This window comes from Brucella sp., from assembly GCF_032066345.1.
Lineage (GTDB): Bacteria > Pseudomonadota > Alphaproteobacteria > Rhizobiales > Rhizobiaceae > Brucella > Brucella pseudogrignonensis.
The window spans coordinates 1-23,374 of sequence record NZ_DAMBKZ010000021.1; the positions used below are offsets into that span (position 1 = coordinate 1).

The window sequence follows — 23,374 nt, forward strand, 5'->3', positions numbered from 1 at the left end:
GCAAAATGTCCAAGACAACACGGTTTATTCAAGTATATGTGAACAGTGTGAGGCGGAAAAATGGCAGAATAAGGTATGTCTTGATGGGGCGCTCAACGCCTGTAAAGGTCAGGAATTTACAATAAAACCATGTTCCTGCGTGCTATTTGTTCAGGACTTGAAGTGGGCTTTCAGGTAGGAATGTTGGCAATTCTACGTTGGTTCCGAATGTGAACTCCAACAACCAAACAAGTTTAGGTGAATGGCGGTATCGGCTGGGGGGAGTTTTGAAATCGCATTTTGACAATGATTGTATCGGTTCACGTTTTGGTGTTCCTGACGCTCCGGCTCTAACGACGGTTCCTTTGAAAGCGGCGCAGTTCAATGTAACGAAGTTGCATAGAAAGCTTGGCCGCAATGAAACGCCGAAGATCGATATCCCGGCCAGTGACGCCTATTTCATGATGCTTTATCTCGCGGATACCGTTCACGGTGACGTCGAGAATGGAGAGCGCTTCCTTGCGCCAAAGCTTTATCCGCAGAACACAGTCTGCCTGATCGACATCAAGCAGGGCGCTTCAATTGTTCTTCATAGCAATCTGCACGCATTGGCCTTCGTGCTGCCACGCACATTGTTTACCGAAACCTCGGCACTGACCGCTTCCGATGGAGCCAGGGATCTGCGATGCAGACGCGGTGAGGCGGATGAGGTGATTGCCAATCTGGGAACAGCCCTTCTGCCGCTATTTGATTATGCCAATACATTTCATCCGGCATTGCTACAGCACATAGCGACTGCACTTTGCGCGCATCTTCTGCATGAGGGAGCAAAGCCGGAGCTTGCCGCGATCTCTGAAGAAACCGGCCTTTCAATCTGGCAGGAAACAGGCGCCAAGAAGTTCATGTCGGAAAACTATGGCGAAGACATTTCCGTGACCGAAATCGCAGCTTCCATCGGTGTGCCGGTTGGTGAATTCAGCATTCGTTTTCGCAACAGCACAGGCATCGGGCCGGAGGCCTGGTTAATGGCAATCAGACTCGAACACGCGAAGCTTCTGCTGAAAGATCGTTCGCTGACAATCAAGCAGGTTGCAAGCCGCTGCGGCTTTTCAAGCGAGAACGCATTGGCAAGCAGGTTTGTCGATACCACAGGTGTATCGCCCGGTCTGTGGCGAAAGTCGGTTTATCACTGATGGTGTCCAGTTTTGAAGAAAGCCATTCGGGCCAAGATAAGAGTGACGCAATGGATCGCCCGGAGAAGGCAACACCCGGCATCACCAAATCGCTGATGCAAATGTCGGCGATGACTGTTATGCGCCGCCATTTTCCGGGCGAGGCGATGCCGCTCGAAGATGTGTTATCCAATGAGGAATCCTTCAGTATCACCACCCAGCTCACAGACCTTCGACTGCAGAAGCTCTGGTGTGGTGGAAGTCTGGTCTATGAAGGGGCGCGAAACGAGGGTTCGCTGGCAATTGCAGAACTCAGCCGGGAGTGGAAAAGGCACCAGCTTTCTCCTTTCGACGATATAGAGTTCCGGATTCCTTTCGCTGATATTCGTGCTTTTGCAGAGGAAGCCGGACGTCCTGAATTCAGGACGCTGCAGAATGTTCATTGTGCGACTGACAACGTTGTCCTCGGTTTGGCGCGAGCCTTGCTGCCATTTCTGGATCGACCGGATCTGGCGAGTACAGTGTTTCTTGAACAGATAGAACTCGCAATTATGGTTCATCTCACGCAGACCTATGGCGGGCTTTATTTTCCCCATGAGCGCAAGGGCACGCTTTCTCTGAAGCAGGAACGTCGGGCAACCGAGTTTCTCGCCGCACATCTCAATGCCGATTTTTCCATTTTAGATGTGGCCGATGCCTGCAGCCTGTCGCGCAGTCATTTCATGCGGGCTTTCAAGGAAACTTTTGGCAAAACGCCTTATCGCTGGCTGATTGAATATCGGATCGCGCAGGCGAGCGACATGCTGATTGCGGGTACATCGATCGCCGAAATTGCTTTGGCCTGTGGCTTTGCAGACCAAAGCCACTTCACGCGGGTCTTTTCCGAGATTGTCGGCGAAGCGCCTGGCATGTGGCGCAGGCGTTATCGCAAAGCGTAAAGTCTCAGCTTATGAATTAATGCTTTTGCGCCACTGGCCGGGCGCAGCACCAATGGCCTTTGAGAAGACGCGGGTAAAATGGCTTTGATCGACAAAGCCGCAATCGACAGCAATTTCACTCAAGCTCATCCGCGTCGTGCGCAGCAGGTTTGTGGCTTTCTCTACCTTGCGCTTGAGCAGCCATTTGTGCGGTGGCATTCCCGTGCTGATCTTGAAGGCGCGGGTAAAATAAGATGGAGATAATCCGCAGAACTGGGCAATGACGGCAATAGGGATATCGCCATCGAGTTTTGAATCCATGATTGCCATTGCGCGCTTGAGCTGCCATGGCGCGAGCCCGCCGGTCGGGGCTGGAGCGCGCAGTTCGGCCGTGCCATAAGTCGCAGCCATGTGCATGGCAAGCGCCAGCCCGACGTGATCGACGAACAGGCGGCTTGCCTGCGCGGGATTTTCCAATGCGGGCAAAAGTGCTTCTGTCAGGCCGCGAATGGTATTGTCGGCAATGTCTGCACCCGGCAGAACATTGAAGTTTTCCACCTTTCGAGAACCGAAATCTTCTTCCAGAGTAACAAGTGCGCTGCGTGGAAGATAGAAATTCACGCAATCGAAGGCCGACTTCAGATCTGCCTGCCAGATGCGGTTATAATCATAGAGCGTGAAGTTGCCTTTATGGCTTGCAGGAAAATCCACCTTCTTGCCGTCCACCCAGAGATCACCATGATAATCCTTGAGCTGTACCGACAGCATGAAGGCATCTTCAGTGACATGCTGATCGACAAAGCCGAAATTCGGAGCACTGCGTGTAATCCGCGTGGCCGTCACCATCCCCTGGTTGAGCACGCTCGAATAAACCGTCGTATCCTCCTTCGGGCGTATATATTCCATATACTGATTGCTCGCCGAAGTGTGTCGCGACATGTGAGGTTTCCTCTGGTGGGTATAAGTGGACCATAGCAGTCTTGTACAAAGCACGCGATAAAAACATCCAATTTTTGCGACTGGATGACAAGAAGGGTAGCAGCTCGGCAAGCCATAATGGACGCCTGAATACCAAGAGCTTTAACGCGCGTCTTTTTGAGGATGTGCTTCATACCGAGGAAAGATATGGCCCTGACTGCAACCGCTACACCGGGATCGAAACTGCTGACGCCGTCTGATCACACGCTGATCATGATCGATTTTCAGTCGCAGATGTCCTTTGCAACCAAGAATATCGATGCTGTAAACCTACGCAACAATGCGGCGTTGGTCGCAAATGGTGCTAAGGGCTTTGGCGTTTCGACCATTCTGACAACGGTTGCGGAAAAGAGCTTCTCCGGCCCGATGTTCAACGAAATCACCGATGCCTTCCCCGGTCAGGTGCTGTTCGACCGTACCTCCATGAATACGTGGGAAGACGAATCCGTCATCGATGAAATCAACCGCATTGGCAAGAAGCGCATCGTTCTCAGCGGTCTCTGGACGAGCGTCTGCATTGTCGGTCCTGCTTTGTCGGCACTTGATCAGGGCTTTGAAGTCTACGTAATTTCCGATGCCTGCGGCGACGTCTCCGATGAGGCGCATAATCGCGCCATGGACCGTATGGTGCAGGCAGGTGCACAGCCGATGACATCGCTGCAATATCTCCTTGAACTCCAGCGCGACTGGGCGCGCACGCAGACTTACGAGATGACAACAGGAATCGCCAAGAAGTTCGGCGGTTCGTATGGTCTGGGTATCATCTATGCCAAGACCATGTTCAACGCCTCCGAAGGTCACTGATCAAATATCGCCAACTGGAGGTGTGCCTGTGAAAATCTATGTTTTATCGCTCTTTGCCGGCATTCTGGTTGGTGTCATCTATAGCTTGCTCAATGTTCGTTCGCCCGCGCCACCGATGGTGGCGCTGATCGGGCTGTTAGGCATTCTGGCTGGCGAGCAGATCATTCCTTTTGCAAAGTCCATTATGGCTAAAGAACCTGCGGTTATTTCATGGTTACATCAGGTCAAACCGCATGTATTCGGCCATATGCCATCCGGGCAGCCACTCGCAGAACGTAAAGACGCAAAGCAAAACGGTGATGTGTAATTTGCTTATCAAGCGCGTGCGGAAATGGGTACATTTTCAAGATAAGCCTGACTGCCCAAGCAATTTCATTGAGCGATTCCTGCGATAATTCAGCGTAGGCCACAGAAGGTACGATTTCATGACCGCAGATATCATTCTCTACAACGGTAAATTCACGACACTTGACCGCACAAATCCCGCAGCTTCGGCTGTTGCAATCAAGGACGGCATTTTTACCGCGGTCGGTACGGATGAAGAAGTGCTTGGCCATGCAGGCTCTACGACCCGCAAGATCGATCTGAAAGGTCGTCGTGCATTGCCGGGCCTTATCGACAACCACACCCACGTCGTGCGTGGTGGTCTCAACTTCAATATGGAACTGCGCTGGGATGGGGTGCGCTCGCTGGCCGATGCCATGGACATGCTCAAGCGGCAGGTGGCAGTAACGCCCGCACCGCAATGGGTGCGTGTGGTTGGTGGCTTTACCGAACATCAGTTTGCCGAAAAGCGCCTTCCAACCATTCAAGAAATCAATGCGATTGCGCCCGATACGCCGGTCTTTTTGCTCCATCTTTATGATCGCGCACTTCTCAATGGTGCAGCGCTCCGTGCCGTCGGCTATGACAAGAACACGCCAAACCCTCCGGGTGGCGAAATTCTGCGTGATGCCAATGGCAATCCGACCGGCCTGCTGCTTGCCAAGCCCAATGCAGGCATCCTCTATTCGACGCTCGCCAAAGGTCCAAAGCTGCCGCTGGAATATCAGGTCAACTCGACCCGCCATTTCATGCGCGAACTGAACCGTCTTGGCGTGACCGGCGTGATCGATGCGGGTGGCGGGTTCCAGAATTATCCGGATGACTATGAAGTCATTCAGCAATTGTCAGATGAAGGTCAGATGACTGTGCGTCTGGCCTATAATCTTTTCACGCAGAAGCCGAAGGAAGAGAAGGAAGACTTCCTCAACTGGACGGCTTCGGTGAAATACAAGCAAGGCAATGATTATTTCCGCCATAACGGTGCAGGCGAAATGCTCGTGTTTTCTGCCGCCGATTTTGAGGATTTTCGTCAGCCGCGCCCGGATATGGGGCCAGAAATGGAAGACGAGCTGGAAGATGTCGTCAGAATTCTGGCTGAAAACCGCTGGCCATGGCGAATGCACGCTACTTATGACGAAACCATCAGCCGTTCGCTTGATGTGTTTGAAAAGGTCAATAAGGACATTCCGCTTGAAGGCCTGAACTGGTTTTTTGACCATGCCGAGACCATCTCGGACCGCTCCATTGATCGTATTGCAGCACTTGGCGGTGGTATCGCCGTGCAGCACCGCATGGCCTATCAAGGCGAATATTTTGTCGAGCAATATGGTCATGCAGCCGCAGAAGTAACGCCGCCGATTGGCAAGATGCTCTCGAAAGGCGTGCATGTCTCGGCAGGTACGGATGCGACGCGCGTTGCTTCCTATAATCCGTGGGTCTCGCTGTCATGGATGATTACCGGCAAGACGGTTGGCGGTATGCAGCTTTATCCACGCCGCAATTGTCTTGATCGTGAGACGGCGCTGCGCATGTGGACGGAAAAGGTCACATGGTTCTCCAACGAAGAAGGCAAGAAAGGCCGTATTGAAAAGGGTCAGTTCGCTGATCTGGTGGTGCCGGACAAAGACTTCTTCAATTGCAGCGAAGACGAGATTTCATTCCTGACGTCGGATCTGACCATGGTTGGCGGCAAGGTTGTCTATGGTGCAAACGCCTTCAAGGATCTGGATGAAAACCCAATTCCGCCTGCAATGCCTGACTGGTCGCCGGTGCGTAAATTTGGGGGCTATGCGGCATGGGGCGAGCCGGAAGGTGCTGGCAAAAACAGTCTCCGCCGCACTGCAATCTCCACGTGTGGCTGCTCGAACAGCTGTGGCGTTCATGGTCATGATCATGCGGCAGCTTGGGGCTCACAATTGCCAATTGGCGATCTCAAAGGCTTCTTCGGAGCACTCGGCTGCGCCTGCTGGGCCGTTTAAAGCGCATTTTGTTCCGAAAGCCGTTTCATACGGTTTGGGACGCGCGCTCATTCAAATTACCCGGGCGCCGTAGTCGGCGCCCGGGTTATCTGGAGCCAGCGTGGTGGCTCAGCTTACGAAAATCCAATCCAGAACTGATCGCTTGAAGTTTTTGGTCTGTGTAGCCCGCGCGCACGGATTACGACCAACCATGCGTCAATAATTACATTGTAGGCAATAGTATTGAAATAATTATTGCAATTGTTTGCAGTGGTGCAATGGCGCAATATCCATCCATCGAACAACGCAACAGGCAGAAAGGTGACGCTGCAGCATCTCTCCCAAAATCGGAAACCGGTTTTGAGAAGAAGGTGCACGTAAAAACCGACTTCAGCGTCCGCACACAGAGAATGAAAAGCACTTCCACAATCATCAACCGTCGCGACATTCTGCTTACAGGCGCAGCGCTTGCTGCAACGATTTCACTACCAGCCGGTTTGGCTCTCGCAGAAACAACTCAGACCAACACCACCAACATCTCATCCGAAGGAGAAAACACCATGGCCTTTATCACCACAAAAGACGGCACCGAAATCTTTTACAAGGATTGGGGCTCGAAGGATGCCCAGCCAATTATGTTCCATCATGGCTGGCCACTGAGCTCGGACGACTGGGATGCCCAGATGTTGTTCTTCCTTTCGAAAGGCTATCGCGTTATCGCTCATGACCGCCGTGGTCACGGCCGTTCGGCTCAGGTTTCCGAAGGTCATGATATGGACCATTACGCTTCTGACGCCTTTGCGGTTGTCGAAGCACTTGATCTCAAGAATGTCGTGCATATCGGCCACTCGACCGGCGGTGGCGAAGTCGCCCGCTATGTCGCCAAGCATGGTGAACCGGCAGGTCGCGTTGCTAAGGCGGTTCTGGTTTCCGCAGTCCCTCCGCTGATGCTCAAGACAGAAGCCAATCCGGAAGGCCTGCCTATGGAAGTGTTTGACGGCTTCCGCTCGGCGCTGGCAGCAAACCGCGCCCAGTTCTTCCGCGATGTTCCTGCTGGCCCTTTCTATGGCTTCAACCGTGATGGTGCGAATGTGCAGGAGGGCGTAATCCAGAATTGGTGGCGTCAGGGCATGATGGGCGGCGCAAAGGCACATTATGAAGGCATCAAGGCTTTCTCTGAAACCGACCAGACGGAAGACCTCAAGGCTATCGGCGTGCCAACACTGGTTCTGCATGGCGAAGACGACCAGATCGTGCCGATTGCGGACGCTGCACTTAAGGCGATCAAGCTTCTCAAGAACGGCACGCTCAAGACCTATCCGGGCTTCTCGCACGGTATGCTGACGGTCAATGCCGATGTTCTGAACGCTGATCTTCTGGCTTTCATTCAGGCTTGAATGTTGAAATGATAAAAGATGCGGCGGGGAGACTTGCCGCATCTTTTTAAGTTTTTCGCGATAGGTTTTGATTGCTGGTCAATGGGCAGGGGACGGATAGGATGAATGCGGGTGCGGAACGCGGCGAATTTGTAAGTCTGATTGCGCCGATACTGGAGCCAATGGCATCCGCGCTTGAGTTCTTCGGCGTCGCCGTCATTATTATCGGCGTGGCCGTTGCAACGCTTATCTATCTCAAGGATGTGTTCGTTGTATCGGGCGAGAATGCCTATACGCGTTACCGCGCAAATCTCGGTCGTGGCATTCTGCTTGGCCTTGAAATCCTGATCGGTGCCGACATTATCGCCACCATTATTTCGCCGCTCACATGGGAAAGCGTTGGCTTGCTGGGCCTTATCGTTCTGATCAGAACCTTCCTCAGCTTTTCACTGGAAGCGGAGATCGACGGCGAATGGCCATGGAAGCGCCGTCGCCGCGAGCGGAACATCGCAGGCGACGACTAATTGTCATCGAGCGGCTTTGTCTAGCCGATGGATAGCAGCTCCCTCGAAAGCCTGTTCATGCTTTGCGCACCGCTTTCGGTTATCAGAAACTGTTCTTCGATCATCAGCGCACCGAGCCCATTGGCGTAAAACGGTGTTTCCAGCGCCAGCACCATGTTTGGTTCAATCAGCATTTCGTTGCTGCTTGAGATAAACGGCCATTCTTCAATGCCAACGGCCGCACCCACCGAATGGCCAAAATGGCCGCGATAATATTCGCTGAAACCGCGCTTACGCATGATGCCAAGCATTGCTGCATGGACATCGCAGAACCGCGTACCGGGCTTTAACAGCGCTTCGCCCACCGCAAAGCTTTCCTGCAGCACCTTGTAGATCTCGCTGGCGAGCGGATCGGGCTTGCCGCAGACATAAGTGCGCGCACCATCTGAAGAATAACCGTTGATGAGCGTGCCGACATCGGCTTTCACAAGATCACCTTCTTTAAGCTCGGCCTTCATGTCCTGAAGATCACGGCCGGTCGAGATATAAGCCCAATGCCCGGAAAGGACCTGACCATTCCGGCTGGCTTCCTGTGTGGCGCCATCAAGCCAGGCTGCCGAAAGCGCATTCATGCTGGAACCACGTCGGGCGGTGTTCAGCATATTTTCCAGCCCGCTTTCTGCGTAACGGGCTGCATTTCGCAGATACTCGATTTCGCGGGCATTCTTGATAAGGCGCAAGCGCTTGACGAGAATGGAAGCATCCTGCCAATCAACCGATGGAAGTGCTTTTTTGAGAGCTGCAAAATCAGCCGCTGGCATGAACTCCAGATCAACACCGATACGCGCTTTGGAAAGCCCACGCTCGGCCAGCAGATCACTTAAAAGCCTGAAAGCTGCATCCTGATCAAATGTCTCGGCGCGCTGGCCGACATTGTTTGCCTGCCTGTAGGCCACATTGATGTCTTCAATTGTTCTGGCATTTTCTACCGTCACCATATCAATCCAGATGCGGTGGGTGCGGAAATCGATTCTGTCGCCAAGATGCGCGGCAGCAGCATAGGCATGATCGCTGATGACGACGCCGAGTTTTGCCTTTTCATCGGCTGGCACCAGCGCAATTGCCGAACCCGCCCGACCCCACATCGTCGCAACACCGGCTGCAACACCAGTCGCATAGCGGAAGTTTTCGGGCTGAAACAGCGCAAGCGCATCAAGCCCTGCTGCTCTCAGAAGAGACGGGCTTCTGGCGCGATCAATCTGGCTCATCATGTTCTCTCAATGCGATTTAGGATGCAATTTCGGCAACTGGACCAACAGGCTGCAATTTTGCATCGCCAGCCTTTGGTTTGTAGTCGTTTATATAAGAGCGAGTGGCTTGATAACTCAATTTTGGCTGTTGATGAGTATCAGCCTATGGTGAAGGATAAATCATCTACCAATTTTGTTTATTATAGAATAATCTTCTAAAGAATCCCCGTATAGCACAGCTGCACCGCTTATCGATGCTCTGACGGTCGCTGTATAACCTGTATCAACTGAGGGCCTTATGGCGACCTCGAAGCAGGAGAATAAAATGAGCGGTTTGACCATTCGTAATCGCAAAATGAATTTTAGCAACTGGGGTCTGACGACGGCACTTACCGTTGCGCTGGCATTCGGCTCGTTCGCTCAGGCTCATGCGCAGCAAGGCAACCCGGACGCCACCATCAATATCGGGTCGCTCTACGAGCCGCAGAACCTCGATAACACTGCAGGCGCAGGTCAGGGCATCAACGAAGCCTTTAACGGCAACGTCTATGAAGCGCTGTTCCGTCTGGACGACAATGGCACCGTCGAGCCGGTTCTTTCCAAGGACTACACGGTCAGCGACGATGGTTTGACTTACACGTTCAAGCTTCAGCCGGGCGTCAAGTTCCATTCGGGTGCGCCGCTTACCTCGAAGGACGTTAAGTTCTCCATCGAGCGTGTTGCAGCGCCTGAATCCAAAAGCTCGCGCAAAAGCAGCCTCAAGACCATTACAGGCATCGAAACGCCAGATGATGAAACTGTCGTCGTCAAGCTTTCGTCCCGCTCGATCTCGCTGCCATACAATCTCAGCTATGTCTGGGTTGTGAATGACGAAGCGACCGATTTCCAATCGAAGGAAGATGGTACTGGACCTTATGCGCTGGAAGACTGGCGTCGCGGTTCATCGCTCGCCATCAAGCGCTTTGACGATTACTGGGGCACCAAGCCGAAAAACGAAGAGGTTGTTTTCCAGTATTTCACCGATGCAAGCGCGCTCAACAATGCACTTCTGACTGGCTCGGTAGACATCATCACCTCGGTTCAAAGCCCGGATTCGCTGGCTCAGTTCAAGGACAATCCTGATTTTACCGTCAGTGAAGGCAAGTCCACGACCAAGCTGCTTCTTGCTTATAACGACCGCGTTGCACCTTTCGACAATGTAAAGGTTCGTAAGGCGCTGGCGCGCGCCATCGACGACAAGAAGCTGCTGAACGCCGTTTGGGGTGACTATGGCACACTGATCGGCTCGTTCGTTCCACCAACAGATCCCTGGTATGTCGATCTGACCGGGGTCGATGCCTATAATCCTGAAAGCGCCAAGGAGCTTTTGAAGGAAGCGGGCTATCCGGATGGTTTCAGCTTCACCATCGATACGCCGAACTATGACCCGCACCCGATTGCAGCGCAGTTCATCCAGAGCGAACTGGCCAAAATCGGCGTGAAGGTGAACATCAACATCATCACAGCCAATGAATGGTACACGAAGGTCTATAAGGCGCATGATTTCCAGGCGACCTTGCAGGAGCATGTGAACCACCGCGATATCGTGTTCTACGGCAATCCGGATTTCTATTGGGGTTATAACAACCCGAAGGTTGTTGATCTCATTAAGGAAGCTGAAGCAAGCTCCACAACCGATGAACAGACGGCCAAGCTGACCGAAGCCAATAAGATCATTGCAGAAGATGCAGCCAGCAACTGGTTCTACCTCTATCCGCAGATCGTGGTTTCAAAAAAGTCAGTCAGCGGCTATCCGGTCAATGGTCTGAACTCACAGTTCTTTGCTTATGATATTGAGAAAACAGACAACTAATCAGCTGTCCATAATCGAGAACTGATACTCGACACGAAGCGCCGCCTGAATTATTTTCCGGCGGCGTTATCGCATATTCAAGAGGGTAAAAAGCTGCCCCTCATGCCCGAGAGGTATTCGCCATTCTTGCCTATATTTTGCGCCGTTCGGCTATTCTGATCCTGTCGGTATTCGTTGCAGCTATCGTTCTGTTTTTGCTGCTGCGCCTTTTGCCGGGTGATCCAGCAAATGCATTGGTTTCGGTTGGTGCTGACGCCGCGCAGATTGAAGCTGCGCGTAAACAGGTCGGCTCCGACCTCCCGCTTTATCAGCAATTCACACAGTTCATCGGCTCACTTATGCGCTTTGATCTCGGCAATTCCTTTGTCAGCGGCGCACCTGTTTTGACTGAAATCGGCAAACGCCTGATCGTGACGCTGCCACTGACACTCATGGCTTTCGTTCTGGCGATCATCATCGCCGTGCCACTCGGCATCCTGTCGGTCGTGCGCCAGAAAACCTGGTATGGCTCGATCATTTCAGTGATCTCACAATTGGGCATCGCGGTGCCGGTTTTCTGGATCGGCATTCTGCTGGTCTGGGTGTTCGCGGTGAAATTGCGTATGTTTCCATCGGGTGGTTTCCCATCGCGTGGATGGCAATCAGCACCCGCTGCATTTCAGTCACTAACATTGCCGGTCATCACCATTGCCATCGTCATGTCGGCATCGCTTATCCGCTATGTTCGTTCGGCAACACAGGATGTATTAGGCAGCGACTATCTGCGCACAGCACGCGCGCTGGGCTCCACGTTCTCGCAAGCGCTGATCCGTCATGGCATCCGCAATGGTGCAGTTCCTGTGATTTCAATCCTTGGTATCGAACTCTCTTCAACGCTTCTGGGCGCTGTGGTGGTAGAGCGCGTTTTCTCGCTCCCCGGCCTCGGCTCCATGCTGCTTTTGGGTATTGAGCAGCGTGATTATCCCAATGTGCAAGGCGTTTTGTTTGTCTCTACTTTGCTGGTTCTTCTGGTCGGCTTCGCTGCCGATCTGGTGCAACGTTTGATCGATCCGCGATTGCGCAGCCGGTCTGCGGGAGGCCGCACATGAGCAGCATTACCACATCTTCGCAACGTTACCGATTGCCTTGGCCGCTCGTGGTCGGCGGTATTCTTGTTGGCATTCATGTCGTTGTTGCCCTGCTTACCCTGTTCTGGACGCCTTATGGTGTCGGTGACATGGTTGGTGGACGGTTGGCAGCGCCATCATGGGAGCACTGGGCAGGCACAGACCGGCTGGGTCGCGATCTGATGACGCAGATCATGGTCGGCTCACGCATCGCGCTTTTTGTCGGGCTCGGAGCCGTCGCTATCAGTGCTGTGATCGGCGTCACCATCGGCATTCTGGCTGCTTTTGCGACGCAGACACTCGACGACATGCTGGCTGCAACGCTCGATATTCTGATCGCTTTTCCGACGTTGTTGCTTGCCATGCTGATCGTCGCTTCAAGCGATGGTGCAAGCCTTTCGACCGCTATTCTCGCAATCGGCATTGCGGCATCAGCCATCGTCGCGCGCTTGACCCGCATTCTCGCCAAACGCGTTCTGGCGATGGATTATGTTACAGCATCGCGCATTTCCGGCACTTCGTGGCTCGGTGTCGTTCGTATCCATGTACTGCCGAACATCTGGCCGACACTGATTGTCAATTTCGCGCTGCAGTTCGGGCTCGCTGTGATTGCCGAAGCTTCATTGTCTTATCTTGGGCTTGGCGCGCCACCACCAAACGCGTCCTGGGGAAGATTGCTGCAGGAAGCGCAGGCTTCGGTTTATACGGCTCCTTTCGGTGCAATCGCACCGGGTCTGGCGCTCGTTTCGCTCGTCATCGGGCTCAATCTTTTTGCAGATGGCTTGCGCGATGTGGCCGATCCAACGCGGAGGAGGCAACGATGAGCCCATTGCTGAACGTTGAAAATCTTGAGATCGAAACAGCTGGCCGCGTTCTCGTTTCTGGGGTGTCTTTCTCGGTTGCGCAAGGCGAACGCGTAGGCCTGATCGGTGAATCCGGCTCCGGCAAATCACTGACCGCATTGGCCGTCATGGGATTGCTTGCGGACGGAATGAAAGCAAGCGGCTCTATCACGCTCGAAGGCCATCAGATTATCGGGGCGCGGGATCGTGCGCTTGTTCCGCTGCGTGGACGAAGCGTCGCTGCCGTCTTTCAGGAACCGATGACCGCGCTCGATCCGCTGATGCGCATCGGCAAACAGGTAGCCGAAGTGGTGCAGCGCCGTGCGTCGCGCGATGGCCGCAAGCTTGGCAAAGCGGAACTCGAACGCGAGGTTATTGGGCTTCTGGATCGCGTTTCCCTGCCGGAACCGACCCGCATTGCCCGCTCATGGCCGCATGAGATTTCGGGCGGTCAGCGCCAGCGTGCTGCGATTGCCATGGCGCTTGCCTGTCGCCCAAAACTGCTGATCGCGGACGAGCCGACAACCGCGCTCGATGTGACGACGCAGGCGGAAATCCTTAAACTTCTTGAGCAACTCGTTCGCGATGAAGGCATGGGGCTTTTGTTCATCAGCCACGATCTGCCGGTCGTCTCGAGCATTGCCGAGCGAGCGCTCGTGCTCAGGCACGGCAATTTGATCGAGCAGGGACCAGTAACTACACTTTTTGCCAATCCCGTTGACGACTATACCAAGGGACTGGTTGCTGCCGCGCGTGCCTTCGACGCTGCATTGGAGGTGGCGCGATGAGCCTCATCGATCTTTCCGACGTTTCCTTCGCCTATAGTGGCGGCAACACCGTGCTGCATGGCATCGATCTCACGCTTGAAAGCGGCAGCAATCTTGGCATTGTGGGTGAATCTGGCTCCGGCAAGACAACCATGCTCAAACTGCTGTTGGGGTTGCAGGTTGCAACGTCAGGCAATGTGAATTTTCGCGGCCAGAAGCTCAACGTCAAAGACCGCAACTTCATGCGGGGCTTTCGCCGTTCCGTGCAGGCGGTTTTCCAGGATCCTTATTCCTCACTCGATCCGCGCCAGCGCGTGTTCAACATCATTGCTGAACCGCTGCGCTCGCTGAAAATCGAGACGGACATTGCGCAGGCTGTCGCCCAAGCACTGGCTGCGGTCGATCTGCCAGAAGATGCAGCAACACGTTATCCGCATGAGTTTTCCGGCGGTCAGCGTCAGCGTATCGCGATTGCGCGTGCGATTGTCGCCAATCCTGACCTCATTATTGCCGATGAAGTGGTGAGCGCGCTCGATCTTACCACGCGTGCGCGTATCATAGATCTCATGCGGACATTGTCCGAACGCACGACTTTCGTGGTTGTTTCGCACGATATCGCACTTGTGGCTTTGCTTTGTGAAAGACTGATCGTGCTTGAAAAAGGCAGGATCGTTGAACAGGGTAATACGCGCGAAATTCTTGCCAATCCGCAACATGCCTATACGCGAAAACTGCTGACAAGTTTGCCGCGAATGCCAAGAGAATCGTGACTTAGTTATGGCTCGGAAGAGGGGATTTCGAGCCTGATCACGGTTTTGTGCACATGAGAAAATATGAAATTATTTAACAAGTTTTAGCGTGATTTTAGATAAATCATCCCTTTGAATTCATTATTTAATTTATAATTTTTCTAAGGTGCGAAACTGCCATTCATAGCGGTGTCGGTCTCGACCCCTATAAACAAACCGGATTCTCGAAATTTGAATTGTGGCAAATGTTTGTATAACGAGGCACTTTGTTTCATAATGCCATAATATATATGGAATCCCCCGAAACAAATTTAACAGTCTTACCCACCTAATCGGCAGGAAACGACAAATGACCGACCTCCCCGGCTATCCGAGCCGGCGCAGCTTTTTGAAAGCCTCCGCAGCAAGCGTGATGCTTTCAGGACTGGCTGTGTCAGCTCAGGCGCAACAGTCGACGCCCCCTGTTGCTCTCGAACAATACGAACGCCAATATTTTAATGATCTTGAATGGACTTTCATCCTCGCCGCTACGGCAAGGTTGATCCCCTCTGACGGTGATGGCCCAGGCGCTATCGAAACCCGTGTTCCTGTATTCATCGACCTTCAGCTCGCTGGCGACTACGGTCGTGCAGACGACTGGTATATGGTCGGCCCTCATGACGCATCTGCAGACCCGACACGCGGTTGGCAGACCCCACTCAATCCCGCGCAGATCTATCGTCAGGCTATCCCGGCATTCAACGGCTGGTGCGAGCAGAAATATGGCGCTGCCTTTTCGGCACTGACTGCTGAGCAACAGGACGCAGCGCTGACTTCCCTTCAGAAGGGTGAAGTTGGTTTGCAGCCAGAACTGCGCGAGTTCTTCGGTATTCTTTTGCAGAACACCAAGGAAGGCTATTTTGCCGACCCGATGTATGGCGGCAATCACGGTATGCAGTCGTGGAGCTATATCGGTTTCCCCGGTGCTCGCGGTAGCTACAAGGAATGGGTTGAGCGTTACAATGTTCGCTACCCACTAGGCCCGGTTTCGATTAAGGGCGAGAGGGCTTAAAAATGGCACGTCAGGAAAAGAAAAAAGACGTGGTCATTGTTGGCCTCGGCTGGACAGGCGCGATTCTAGCTATGGAATTGGCGCAGGAAGGTCTTGAAATCGTCGCTCTTGAGCGCGGTCACGACCAGAACACCGTTCCGGATTTCAAATATCCGAACATGATCGATGAGCTGAAATACGGCGTGCGCCTCAAGATGATGCAACGCGCAAGCCAGCAGACAGTTACAGTTCGCCGCAATGAGGGTGAAACCGCTCTGCCTTACCGCAGCTTCGGTTCGTTCCTTCCGGGCAACGGTGTCGGCGGTGCCGGCACGCACTGGAACGGCCTGAACTGGCGCCCACAGGCAGAAGAACTGCGTCTTCGTTCGCATGTTCTAGAAAACTGGGGTGAGCAGATCATTCCGGAAGACATGCTTCTTGGCGACTACCCTGTGACCTATGACGAAATGGAACCGTTCTTCGACCGTTTCGAACGTGTTGCAGGTATATCCGGCAAGGCAGGTAATCTGAAGGGGCAGCTCGTTGAGGGCGGCAATCCTTTTGAAGGATGGCGCTCGAACGAATATCCGATGCCTCCAATGCATACGACCTGGGATGGCCGCAAATTCGCCGATGCAGCAAAGGCCATGGGTTATCACCCGTTCCCGTCGCCGGGCGGCATTGCATCGACTGCCTATGTGAACGAATATGGCATGCAGATGGGGCCGTGCAACCATTGCGGCTTCTGTGAGCGTTTCGGCTGCTACCAGTATTCGAAGTCATCGCCTCAGACGACCATTCTGGATGCGCTCAAGCGTATGCCGAACTTCTCATACCGTACGGAATCTGAAGTTCTGCGTATCGAAATGGCACCGGACGGCAAGACTGCAACCGGCGTTACCTATTTTGACGACAAGACGCAGGAAGAAGTCTTCCAGCCGGCCGACATCGTCATCATGGCTTCGTTCCAGCTCAACAACGTGCATTTGGCACTGCTTTCGGGCATCGGCAAGCCTTACGATCCGGCAACGGGCGAGGGGGTGACTGGCCGTAACTACGCTTACCAGCTGACAGGCGGCGTGACACTCTTCTTCAAGAACGAAGAGTTCAACCCGTTCATTGGTACAGGGGCTAACGGCATGTGCATTGATGACTTCGGTGTAAACCAGATCGACTTTGGTCGTGAAGGCTTCATCGGTGGTGCTTATTGGCGTTCGGGACAGACCAACGGCCAACCGATCCGCAGCATGACGCTTCCTTCGGGCACGCCTGGTTGGGGTGCCGGTTGGAAGAGCGCAATTGCTGAGTGGTATGGTCATTCGATGAACATCGGAACCCACGGTTCCGTTATGGCCTACAAGACCAACCATCTGGATCTTGATCCAACCTATAAAGACCCGCATGGCCGTCCGCTGATGCGCATGACCTTCAACTGGAATCCGAACGATATCCGGATGACTCAGTTCATGAAGGGCAAGGCGGAAGAATTGGCCAAGACGATGAACCCGGACCTGATGCAGTCATCCTTCAAAAAGGAAGGCGCACAGTTTGACGTTCGTCCTTATCAGACGACGCATACAACGGGCGGTCACACCATGTCGGCCAATCCGCGTGAAGGTGTGGTCAACCGCTTCTCGCAAGCGTGGGACAAGCACAATGTCTTCATGCTGGGTGCGGGTAACTTCGTGCAGAACACGCAGTATAACCCGACTGGTCTGCTCGGTGGTCTGGCTTATTGGACCGCTCACGCGATCCGTACGCAGTATCTTTCCAATCCACGTCCGTTGGTTTGAGGAGAATAGTGATGAAAACTTTTCTTCGCATTATCGGCGTTCTGGTCGTTCTTGGAATTATCGCGTTTCTCGCATTCCTGTTTGTTCCGGTGCAGCTGACCAAGCCAACACAAGAGCTTGCTGCTGATTGGAAGCCTGCAAAGGGGCAGGGCGAATATGTGATGTATGCTTCCGACTGTATGGCTTGTCATACGGCAGAAGGCGGCAAGTCGTTTGCCGGTGGCCGTGCGATTGCGAGCCCGATGGGCACGATCTGGACGACAAACATCACTCCGGACAAGGAAACCGGCATCGGCAACTGGACACTCGATCAGTTCCGCGCAGCGCTCTATGATGGCATTCGTGCCGATGGCGTGCATCTTTATCCCGCCATGCCTTACGAAAACTATCGTAAGCTGAACGAGGAAGATGTCCGTGCGCTTTACGACTACTTCATGCATGAAGTAGAGCCGGTAAAGAACGAAGTGCAGCAGACCGAACTTGGCTTCCCGTTCAACATGCGCTTCGGTATCCGCGCATGGAACTGGCTCGCTCTGAACCATAAGGCTGGCTTCACGCCCGCCGGTAAGAACGAAGTTCAGGAACGTGGCCAGTATCTGGTTGAAGGTGCAGCCCACTGTGCTGCCTGTCACAGCCCGCGCAATGCTCTGATGGCGCAGGACGGTGTTCAGGTTGGCGACAAGGCCTTCCTTACGGGCGGTGTCGTCGATGGCTGGAATGCACCTTCGTTGCGTGGCCCACAGTCGGCACCTCAGAAGTGGTCCGTCGAGGAAATGGCTTCCTATCTCGCAACCGGTCGTAATTCACATTCGACCGCAAACGGCGAAATGGGTCTGGCAGTCGAGCAGTCGTTTCAACACCTGACGGATGCCGATACTCTGGCGATTGCTGCCTTCCTCAAGGGGATCGATGGCGCAGCTGTCGAAGTTCCTGAGAGCTTTGCGGTCAAGGCTCCGACGGCACTTCCAGCCGCTCCGGCAGATGCCGCAGGTGAAGAGACTGCAAAGATGCTGACTGAAGCATCTCCAAACATGCCAGTCGGCGCACGTCTTTACCTCGACAACTGCGCGGCATGTCACTTTGTGACGGGTAAGGGTGCTCCTGGCATCTTCCCGGAACTGGCAGCTAATGATCTGGTCACGGGTTCGGAAGTGAAGCCGTTGGTCTCGATCATTCTGCACGGTGCAGAAGTGCCTTCGACCGAGAAGCGTCCTATGCGCCTGGTGATGCAGGGCTATGCTGATCGTCTGACGGATGATGAAGTTGCACAGCTCGCAACCTTTGTTCGCTCGGCTTGGGGCAACAAGGCTGGTGCAGTATCTGCAGCTGACGTTGCCAAGGTCCGCAATCAAGCTTCGCACTGATTGCATAAGGAGAAAACGGCGGGATTTATATTCCGCTGTTTTGCTTAACGACTGAAATTTAGACATAAAAATACCCCCGCGTTAGACGCGGGGGTATTTTTTATTGGGTCGTATAGATTAGAGATGATCGCGTGGAATGGTCTGGTTCCACTCGCGCGTCTTGACCGCTACGCCATTTTCCTTTGCCGTCAGAACGCCGGAAATGTAGAAGTTTTCGGCATCGGAATGCATCTTGGTGGTGCTTTCGATGTCGATCATCCAGCCTTCGCGGCCCATCTGATAGGCCTGTGTCAGCACATAAGACGCCGACAGCGGATCATTGTCATTGATACGCAGTTCACGCTTGAGGCTATGGCTCAATTGCGTGCCGAGGTCGTCAAAGCGCAAAATGCCTTCGCCGAAAAGACCGCCAATGCCTTCCGTCACATAGAGCGTTTCGCCGGTGACGTGATCCTGCTCGGTCCAGCGGCGCACGCTGCCCGGATCAAGCTGGGTCATTGGCGTTGCAGGGCCATGCGTTGGCTTCTGGAAGACGACCTTCGCGTCATCGGCAGAGGCTGGGCGCACTGGCAGATCGAGAACCGACGAAGCGGTATCGAGCGTCAGCGTCACGCGCTTTGGCGATGGCCAGACCATCGGCCAGTAGCCGGTGGCAACCGAAAGACGAATGCGATGGCCTTGCTTGAAGCTGTAGCCGCTGTCGTTGAGCTTGATCGCGATTTCATATGTCTTGCCCGGTACCAGCATTTCCGGCTTATCATGGCCGTTGACGTGGTTGAGGTTGAAGACCTGATAGCTGACGCGGGTGATACGGCCATCGGGCAGAATATCGCTCAAACGCAGCGAAACCTGTGCAACCGGCTGATCGACAGTGAATGTCAGACGTGCAACTGGCGCGCCTAGAATTTCGAGGTCTTGCGCCAGAACAGTGGTGTCGAAGTTGAGCGAGCCGCCATCGTCAAGACGCTGATCGGTTGGGTGTTCGCCGGGGCAACCGGTCGCCATCCATTCGCCACCGGCCTTGCCGTGGCTGTTTGGTGACGAGATCGAAAGTACGCCCTTGGCTGCATCGGCTTTGCCAAGCGTGAAGTCAGCACCAAGCGCGAAAGGCGTGTGCGTGATTTCGGTCGACGGCCAGTTCTTTTCACCGACCCAACGGCCATTGGTGAAGTCGCGCGAGCCGGTTGGCTCGATGGTGTCGCAGACATAAGCGCGCAGCTTCGGCTCATCCATGATGCCGGTCTCGACGCCCTTGAGCCACTGGTCCCACCAACGCACTGCTTCCTGCAAGAAGCCGATTGCCGGACCCGGCAGGCCGTCCTGCGGATAGACATGGCCCCAAGGACCGATAATGCCACGCGCGGGAACCTGAAGGTTTTCGAGCAAACGCGGAACAGCATTGGTATAGCTGTCGGCCCATGCGCCAATGGCGAGAACCGGGCACTGGATTGCTGACCAATCTTCGCAGATCGAGCCATGCTTCCAATATTCGTCGTAATGCTGATGTTCGAGCCAGAGGGCAGGGAAGAACGGCAGGCGCTCCAGACGTTCAATCCATGCATCGCGCCAGCCAGCACCCACAATCGCCGGATCGAGCGGACGCGACTGATAGGCGAGCATGATCGTGCCCCACCACAGATTGTCGTTGAGCAACAGGCCGCCCATGTAGTGGATGTCGTCGCGGAAACGGTCGTCGGTCGAATAGGCGGTGATGATTGCCTTGAGTGCAGGCGGACGGCAGGCCGCGACCTGAAGGCCGTTGAAACCGCCCCAGCTCTTGCCCATCATGCCGACATTGCCACTGCACCAAGGCTGTGCAGCAATCCAGGCGATGACTTCGAGGGCATCATCCTGTTCTTGTTGGATATATTCGTCGGCCATGTGGCCGTCGGATTCGCCCGTACCGCGCATATCAACGCGGATCGCGGCATAGCCGTTCTGTGCGAAATAGCCATGCATTGGCTCGTCGCGGCCACGCGTGCCGTCGCGCTTGCGGTATGGAATATATTCGAGCACGGCAGGAACAGGATTTGCCTCGGCGCCTTCAGGCAGCCACAAGCGCGCGCCAAGACGGGTGCCATCCTTGAGTGTGATCCACAGATGCTCGGTGATATTGACGGTCATGATCGGTTCCAATTTCAATAAAGAGGAGCCGGTGCGGCATTAGCGCCGCATCGGTAGTTTAACTGGCAGCACGTGCTTTCAGGATGTCGTCCAGCCAGTCGCGGCGCAGCTCCGGAACGGATGTGATGAGCTGCTCCGTATAGGGCTCATAAGGCGGTTCGAAAATTGCCTTCGTGGTGCCGGTTTCGACCACCTTGCCCTTCTGCATCACCATGGTGCGATCGGCGAGCCGACGTACGACGCCAAGGTCGTGGGTGATGAAGAGATATGACACTTGCAATTCATCCTGCAATTTACGCAGGAGCCTGAGAATTTCTTCAGCGACCAGAGGGTCGAGCGCCGAAGTGACTTCATCGCAGATGATAAGATCAGGCTTTGCTGCCAGCGCACGGGCGATACACACGCGCTGTTTCTGACCGCCCGAAAGCGCACCGGGCAGGCGGTCTGCAAAGTCAGCAGGCAGGCCGATAAGTTCAAGCAGGCGCTTGACCTCAGTCTGACGCTGATCTTCATTCATGCCGAAATAGAACTTCATCGGACGACCGATGATTTCACCAACGGTCTGGCGTGGGTTTAGTGCCACGTCAGGAAGCTGGTAAACAAGCTGAATGCGGCGCAGTTCTTCGCGCGAACGCTTTTTGTAGTTTGCTTCGAGCCGCTGTCCGGCAAGGGTGATGATACCGCTCGAATGCGGCGGCAGGCCTGCGATCACACGCGCAAGCGTCGATTTGCCTGAGCCGGATTCACCCACCACAGCAAGGGTTTCGCCACGACGAATGTAGCAACCCACATCGGTCAGAACGAGTTTTTTGCCGTAATAAGCAGTCGCATTCTTCACTTCGAGCAGGATTTCGCCGGTCTTGTGCTCGGCCTGTTCGCCTGAAATGCTGGCTTCACGCTCAGACACCAGACGCTGGGTATATTCCTGCTTTGGTGCTTCGAGAATTTGCTCGGCAGAGCCAAGCTCGACCATTTTGCCATGACGCAGAACCATGATGCGGTCGGCGATTTGTGCTACCACTGCAAGGTCATGCGTGATGTAAAGAGCGGCAGTGTTGTAACGCTGGATCAGGCTGCGTAGCAGTGCCAGCACTTCGATCTGGGTCGTCACGTCAAGCGCCGTGGTCGGCTCGTCCAGCACCAGAATATCCGGGCGGCAGGACATGGCCATAGCGACCATGGCACGCTGCAACTGCCCACCGGAAACCTGATGCGGATAGCGATCACCAAAGGTGTCGGCATCGGGAAGCTGTAACGTATGCAGCAGTTCCAGCATCCACGCTTTAGCTTCGGCTTTGGTCATGAGGCCGTGATAGAGCGGGCCTTCCATGATCTGATCGCCAATGCGATGCGTCGGGTTAAACGACGCCGCCGCACTTTGCGCCACATAGGCGATGCGTGCGCCGCGCGCCTTTTCACGCGTCTCGCGGGTACCGTCCATCAACGAAATATCGTCAACGACAATGGTGCCTTCAGCGATTCTACAACCGCCGCGACCATAGCCCATCGCGGCCAAACCAATGGTGGACTTGCCTGCACCGGACTCACCGATAAGACCAAGCACTTCGCCGCGCTTCAGCGTCACATTGACATGATCGACAAGCGTTGCGTCATTGGGGGCTTTGACGACGAGGTCGGAGATTGAAAGAACGATATCCTTGCTCATCGATCAGCTCCCTGCGTGGTCGTGCGTCCGGCCAGAAGCCAGTCAACAACGAGGTTGACGCCAACGGTGAGGATGGCGATCGCAGCCGCCGGGAACAGCGGTGCGTAGAGGCCGTAGAGAATAGCCTGCTGGTTGTCCTTCACCATGCCGCCCCAATCCGCAAATGGCGGCTGGATGCCAAGGCCAAGGAACGACAGGCCAGCAACGAAGAGGAAGGTGAAGCAGAAACGCAGGCCGAATTCCGCAATCAGCGGCGGCAGCGTGTTTGGTAGGATTTCACGCCAGATCAGCCAGCCAAGACCTTCGCCGCGGAGACGGGCGGTTTCGGCATATTCCAGCACATTGACGCCCTGCGCCACGATGCGCGCCAAACGGAACACGCGGGTGGAATCGAGCAATGCGATGGTGATGATCAGAACCGGCAGCGACGAGCCGAGCGCCTGAAGGATGACGAGCGCCGAGATGAGCACCGGAATGCACATGACGGTATCGACAATGCGCGACAGAACCGTATCGACCCAACCGCCGAAAATGGCAGCGAGGAAGCCGAGCGGCACGCCGACACTGAACGACAGGAGCGATGCAGCCAGCGAGACGCCAATCGACATCTGCGCACCAAAAAGCAGGCGCGAGAGCATATCGCGGCCATTCTGATCAAGACCGAACCAGAACTGTGCTGATGGCGGATCAAATGGCGCGCCGACGATTTCTTCCTGACCATAAGGCGCGATCAACGGGCCAAACAGGAACATCAAAAGGCACAGCGTGACGATGGCGAGACCAACCCACGCCGTCAAAGGAATAGATTTCTTCATTGTCT

At 54.5% G+C, this 23,374-nt stretch carries 20 protein-coding genes; 15 read left to right on the forward strand and 5 right to left on the reverse strand.

Going from position 1 to position 23,374, the window contains the following annotated elements:
* Nucleotides 1-266 precede the first annotated feature (266 nt).
* Nucleotides 267-1,172: an AraC family transcriptional regulator gene (locus tag RT142_RS20005; protein WP_313031011.1), complete on the forward strand. Its 906-nt coding sequence runs from the start codon at nt 267-269 to the stop codon at nt 1,170-1,172.
* Between the two features lie 50 nt (nt 1,173-1,222).
* Nucleotides 1,223-2,089: an AraC family transcriptional regulator gene (locus RT142_RS20010; RefSeq protein ID WP_313031013.1), complete on the forward strand. Its 867-nt coding sequence runs from the start codon at nt 1,223-1,225 to the stop codon at nt 2,087-2,089.
* Nucleotides 2,090-2,098: 9 nt separating this feature from the next.
* On the opposite strand, the gene RT142_RS20015 is transcribed toward RT142_RS20010, so the two are convergent.
* Nucleotides 2,099-3,007, reverse strand: coding sequence for a helix-turn-helix domain-containing protein (locus tag RT142_RS20015; RefSeq protein WP_079213858.1), 909 nt, complete (start codon nt 3,005-3,007; stop codon nt 2,099-2,101).
* A 192-nt stretch (nt 3,008-3,199) separates the two neighbouring features.
* Between RT142_RS20015 and RT142_RS20020 the strand changes: the two genes are divergently transcribed.
* From RT142_RS20020 to RT142_RS20040, 5 genes are all read left to right on the forward strand, one after another.
* Nucleotides 3,200-3,850: a hydrolase gene (locus RT142_RS20020; protein ID WP_200636110.1), complete on the forward strand. Its 651-nt coding sequence runs from the start codon at nt 3,200-3,202 to the stop codon at nt 3,848-3,850.
* A gap of 28 nt (nt 3,851-3,878) precedes the next feature.
* A complete protein-coding gene (locus RT142_RS20025; protein WP_313031015.1) occupies nt 3,879-4,157 on the forward strand; it encodes a XapX domain-containing protein in 279 nt (92 codons plus the stop codon).
* Between the two features lie 118 nt (nt 4,158-4,275).
* Nucleotides 4,276-6,153, forward strand: coding sequence for an amidohydrolase (locus RT142_RS20030; RefSeq protein ID WP_312468917.1), 1,878 nt, complete (start codon nt 4,276-4,278; stop codon nt 6,151-6,153).
* A 539-nt stretch (nt 6,154-6,692) separates the two neighbouring features.
* A complete protein-coding gene (locus tag RT142_RS20035) occupies nt 6,693-7,529 on the forward strand; it encodes an alpha/beta hydrolase (RefSeq protein WP_313031093.1) in 837 nt (278 codons plus the stop codon).
* A 101-nt stretch (nt 7,530-7,630) separates the two neighbouring features.
* Nucleotides 7,631-8,032 (forward strand): DUF1622 domain-containing protein, encoded by a 402-nt coding sequence (locus RT142_RS20040; RefSeq protein ID WP_200636008.1) that lies wholly within the window; start codon nt 7,631-7,633, stop codon nt 8,030-8,032.
* A 20-nt stretch (nt 8,033-8,052) separates the two neighbouring features.
* Here the strand turns inward: RT142_RS20040 and RT142_RS20045 are convergent, their stop codons facing one another.
* Complete coding sequence (locus RT142_RS20045; protein ID WP_313031094.1) at nt 8,053-9,279, reverse strand: Xaa-Pro peptidase family protein; 1,227 nt, start codon at nt 9,277-9,279, stop codon at nt 8,053-8,055.
* Between the two features lie 307 nt (nt 9,280-9,586).
* On the opposite strand from RT142_RS20045, the gene RT142_RS20050 reads away from it, so the two are divergent.
* From RT142_RS20050 to RT142_RS20085, 8 genes are all read left to right on the forward strand, one after another.
* Nucleotides 9,587-11,113: an ABC transporter substrate-binding protein gene (locus RT142_RS20050; RefSeq protein WP_112814586.1), complete on the forward strand. Its 1,527-nt coding sequence runs from the start codon at nt 9,587-9,589 to the stop codon at nt 11,111-11,113.
* A 137-nt stretch (nt 11,114-11,250) separates the two neighbouring features.
* A complete protein-coding gene (locus tag RT142_RS20055; RefSeq protein ID WP_313031020.1) occupies nt 11,251-12,201 on the forward strand; it encodes an ABC transporter permease in 951 nt (316 codons plus the stop codon).
* Nucleotides 12,198-13,043, forward strand: coding sequence for an ABC transporter permease (locus RT142_RS20060; protein WP_112806241.1), 846 nt, complete (start codon nt 12,198-12,200; stop codon nt 13,041-13,043). Before RT142_RS20055 ends, RT142_RS20060 begins: the two co-directional genes overlap by 4 nt.
* Nucleotides 13,040-13,849 (forward strand): ATP-binding cassette domain-containing protein, encoded by an 810-nt coding sequence (locus RT142_RS20065; RefSeq protein ID WP_112806243.1) that lies wholly within the window; start codon nt 13,040-13,042, stop codon nt 13,847-13,849. Before RT142_RS20060 ends, RT142_RS20065 begins: the two co-directional genes overlap by 4 nt.
* The gene (locus tag RT142_RS20070) at nt 13,846-14,598 is read left to right on the forward strand and encodes an ABC transporter ATP-binding protein (RefSeq protein ID WP_112806245.1); all 753 of its coding nucleotides are present in this window, start codon (nt 13,846-13,848) and stop codon (nt 14,596-14,598) included. Before RT142_RS20065 ends, RT142_RS20070 begins: the two co-directional genes overlap by 4 nt.
* Nucleotides 14,599-14,926: 328 nt before the next feature.
* Nucleotides 14,927-15,628 (forward strand): gluconate 2-dehydrogenase subunit 3 family protein, encoded by a 702-nt coding sequence (locus RT142_RS20075; RefSeq protein ID WP_007879080.1) that lies wholly within the window; start codon nt 14,927-14,929, stop codon nt 15,626-15,628.
* A 2-nt stretch (nt 15,629-15,630) separates the two neighbouring features.
* On the forward strand, nt 15,631-17,400 hold the full coding sequence (locus RT142_RS20080; protein ID WP_064321695.1) for a GMC family oxidoreductase: 1,770 nt from the start codon (nt 15,631-15,633) through the stop codon (nt 17,398-17,400).
* A gap of 11 nt (nt 17,401-17,411) precedes the next feature.
* Nucleotides 17,412-18,764 carry a cytochrome c gene (locus RT142_RS20085; protein WP_105519538.1) on the forward strand — a complete coding sequence of 451 codons (1,353 nt, stop codon included), beginning with the start codon at nt 17,412-17,414 and terminating at the stop codon, nt 18,762-18,764.
* Between the two features lie 117 nt (nt 18,765-18,881).
* On the opposite strand, the gene RT142_RS20090 is transcribed toward RT142_RS20085, so the two are convergent.
* From RT142_RS20090 to RT142_RS20100, 3 genes are read right to left on the reverse strand one after another with little or no spacing between them, the layout of a single operon-like run.
* Nucleotides 18,882-20,888, reverse strand: coding sequence for a CocE/NonD family hydrolase (locus RT142_RS20090; protein ID WP_313031027.1), 2,007 nt, complete (start codon nt 20,886-20,888; stop codon nt 18,882-18,884).
* A 58-nt stretch (nt 20,889-20,946) separates the two neighbouring features.
* Entirely contained in the window at nt 20,947-22,554 is a 1,608-nt protein-coding gene (locus tag RT142_RS20095; protein ID WP_313031029.1) for an ABC transporter ATP-binding protein, read from the reverse strand.
* Nucleotides 22,551-23,369: an ABC transporter permease gene (locus RT142_RS20100; protein WP_374891833.1), complete on the reverse strand. Its 819-nt coding sequence runs from the start codon at nt 23,367-23,369 to the stop codon at nt 22,551-22,553. The genes RT142_RS20095 and RT142_RS20100 overlap by 4 nt, the downstream gene beginning before the upstream one ends.
* Nucleotides 23,370-23,374: the final 5 nt, after the last annotated feature.

Bases quoted from the DNA above. Each gene is read 5' to 3' on its own strand.
- RT142_RS20015 (WP_079213858.1), bottom strand. From the start codon at position 3,007: ATGTCGCGACACACTTCGGCGAGCAATCAGTATATGGAATATATACGC.
- RT142_RS20100 (WP_374891833.1), bottom strand. From the start codon at position 23,369: ATGAAGAAATCTATTCCTTTGACGGCGTGGGTTGGTCTCGCCATCGTC.
- RT142_RS20035 (WP_313031093.1), top strand. From the start codon at position 6,693: ATGGCCTTTATCACCACAAAAGACGGCACCGAAATCTTTTACAAGGAT.
- RT142_RS20040 (WP_200636008.1), top strand. From the start codon at position 7,631: ATGAATGCGGGTGCGGAACGCGGCGAATTTGTAAGTCTGATTGCGCCG.
- RT142_RS20060 (WP_112806241.1), top strand. From the start codon at position 12,198: ATGAGCAGCATTACCACATCTTCGCAACGTTACCGATTGCCTTGGCCG.
- RT142_RS20050 (WP_112814586.1), top strand. From the start codon at position 9,587: ATGAGCGGTTTGACCATTCGTAATCGCAAAATGAATTTTAGCAACTGG.
- RT142_RS20030 (WP_312468917.1), top strand. From the start codon at position 4,276: ATGACCGCAGATATCATTCTCTACAACGGTAAATTCACGACACTTGAC.
- RT142_RS20075 (WP_007879080.1), top strand. From the start codon at position 14,927: ATGACCGACCTCCCCGGCTATCCGAGCCGGCGCAGCTTTTTGAAAGCC.
- RT142_RS20070 (WP_112806245.1), top strand. From the start codon at position 13,846: ATGAGCCTCATCGATCTTTCCGACGTTTCCTTCGCCTATAGTGGCGGC.
- RT142_RS20090 (WP_313031027.1), bottom strand. From the start codon at position 20,888: ATGACCGTCAATATCACCGAGCATCTGTGGATCACACTCAAGGATGGC.
- RT142_RS20095 (WP_313031029.1), bottom strand. From the start codon at position 22,554: ATGAGCAAGGATATCGTTCTTTCAATCTCCGACCTCGTCGTCAAAGCC.
- RT142_RS20010 (WP_313031013.1), top strand. From the start codon at position 1,223: ATGGATCGCCCGGAGAAGGCAACACCCGGCATCACCAAATCGCTGATG.
- RT142_RS20085 (WP_105519538.1), top strand. From the start codon at position 17,412: ATGAAAACTTTTCTTCGCATTATCGGCGTTCTGGTCGTTCTTGGAATT.
- RT142_RS20080 (WP_064321695.1), top strand. From the start codon at position 15,631: ATGGCACGTCAGGAAAAGAAAAAAGACGTGGTCATTGTTGGCCTCGGC.
- RT142_RS20045 (WP_313031094.1), bottom strand. From the start codon at position 9,279: ATGAGCCAGATTGATCGCGCCAGAAGCCCGTCTCTTCTGAGAGCAGCA.
- RT142_RS20065 (WP_112806243.1), top strand. From the start codon at position 13,040: ATGAGCCCATTGCTGAACGTTGAAAATCTTGAGATCGAAACAGCTGGC.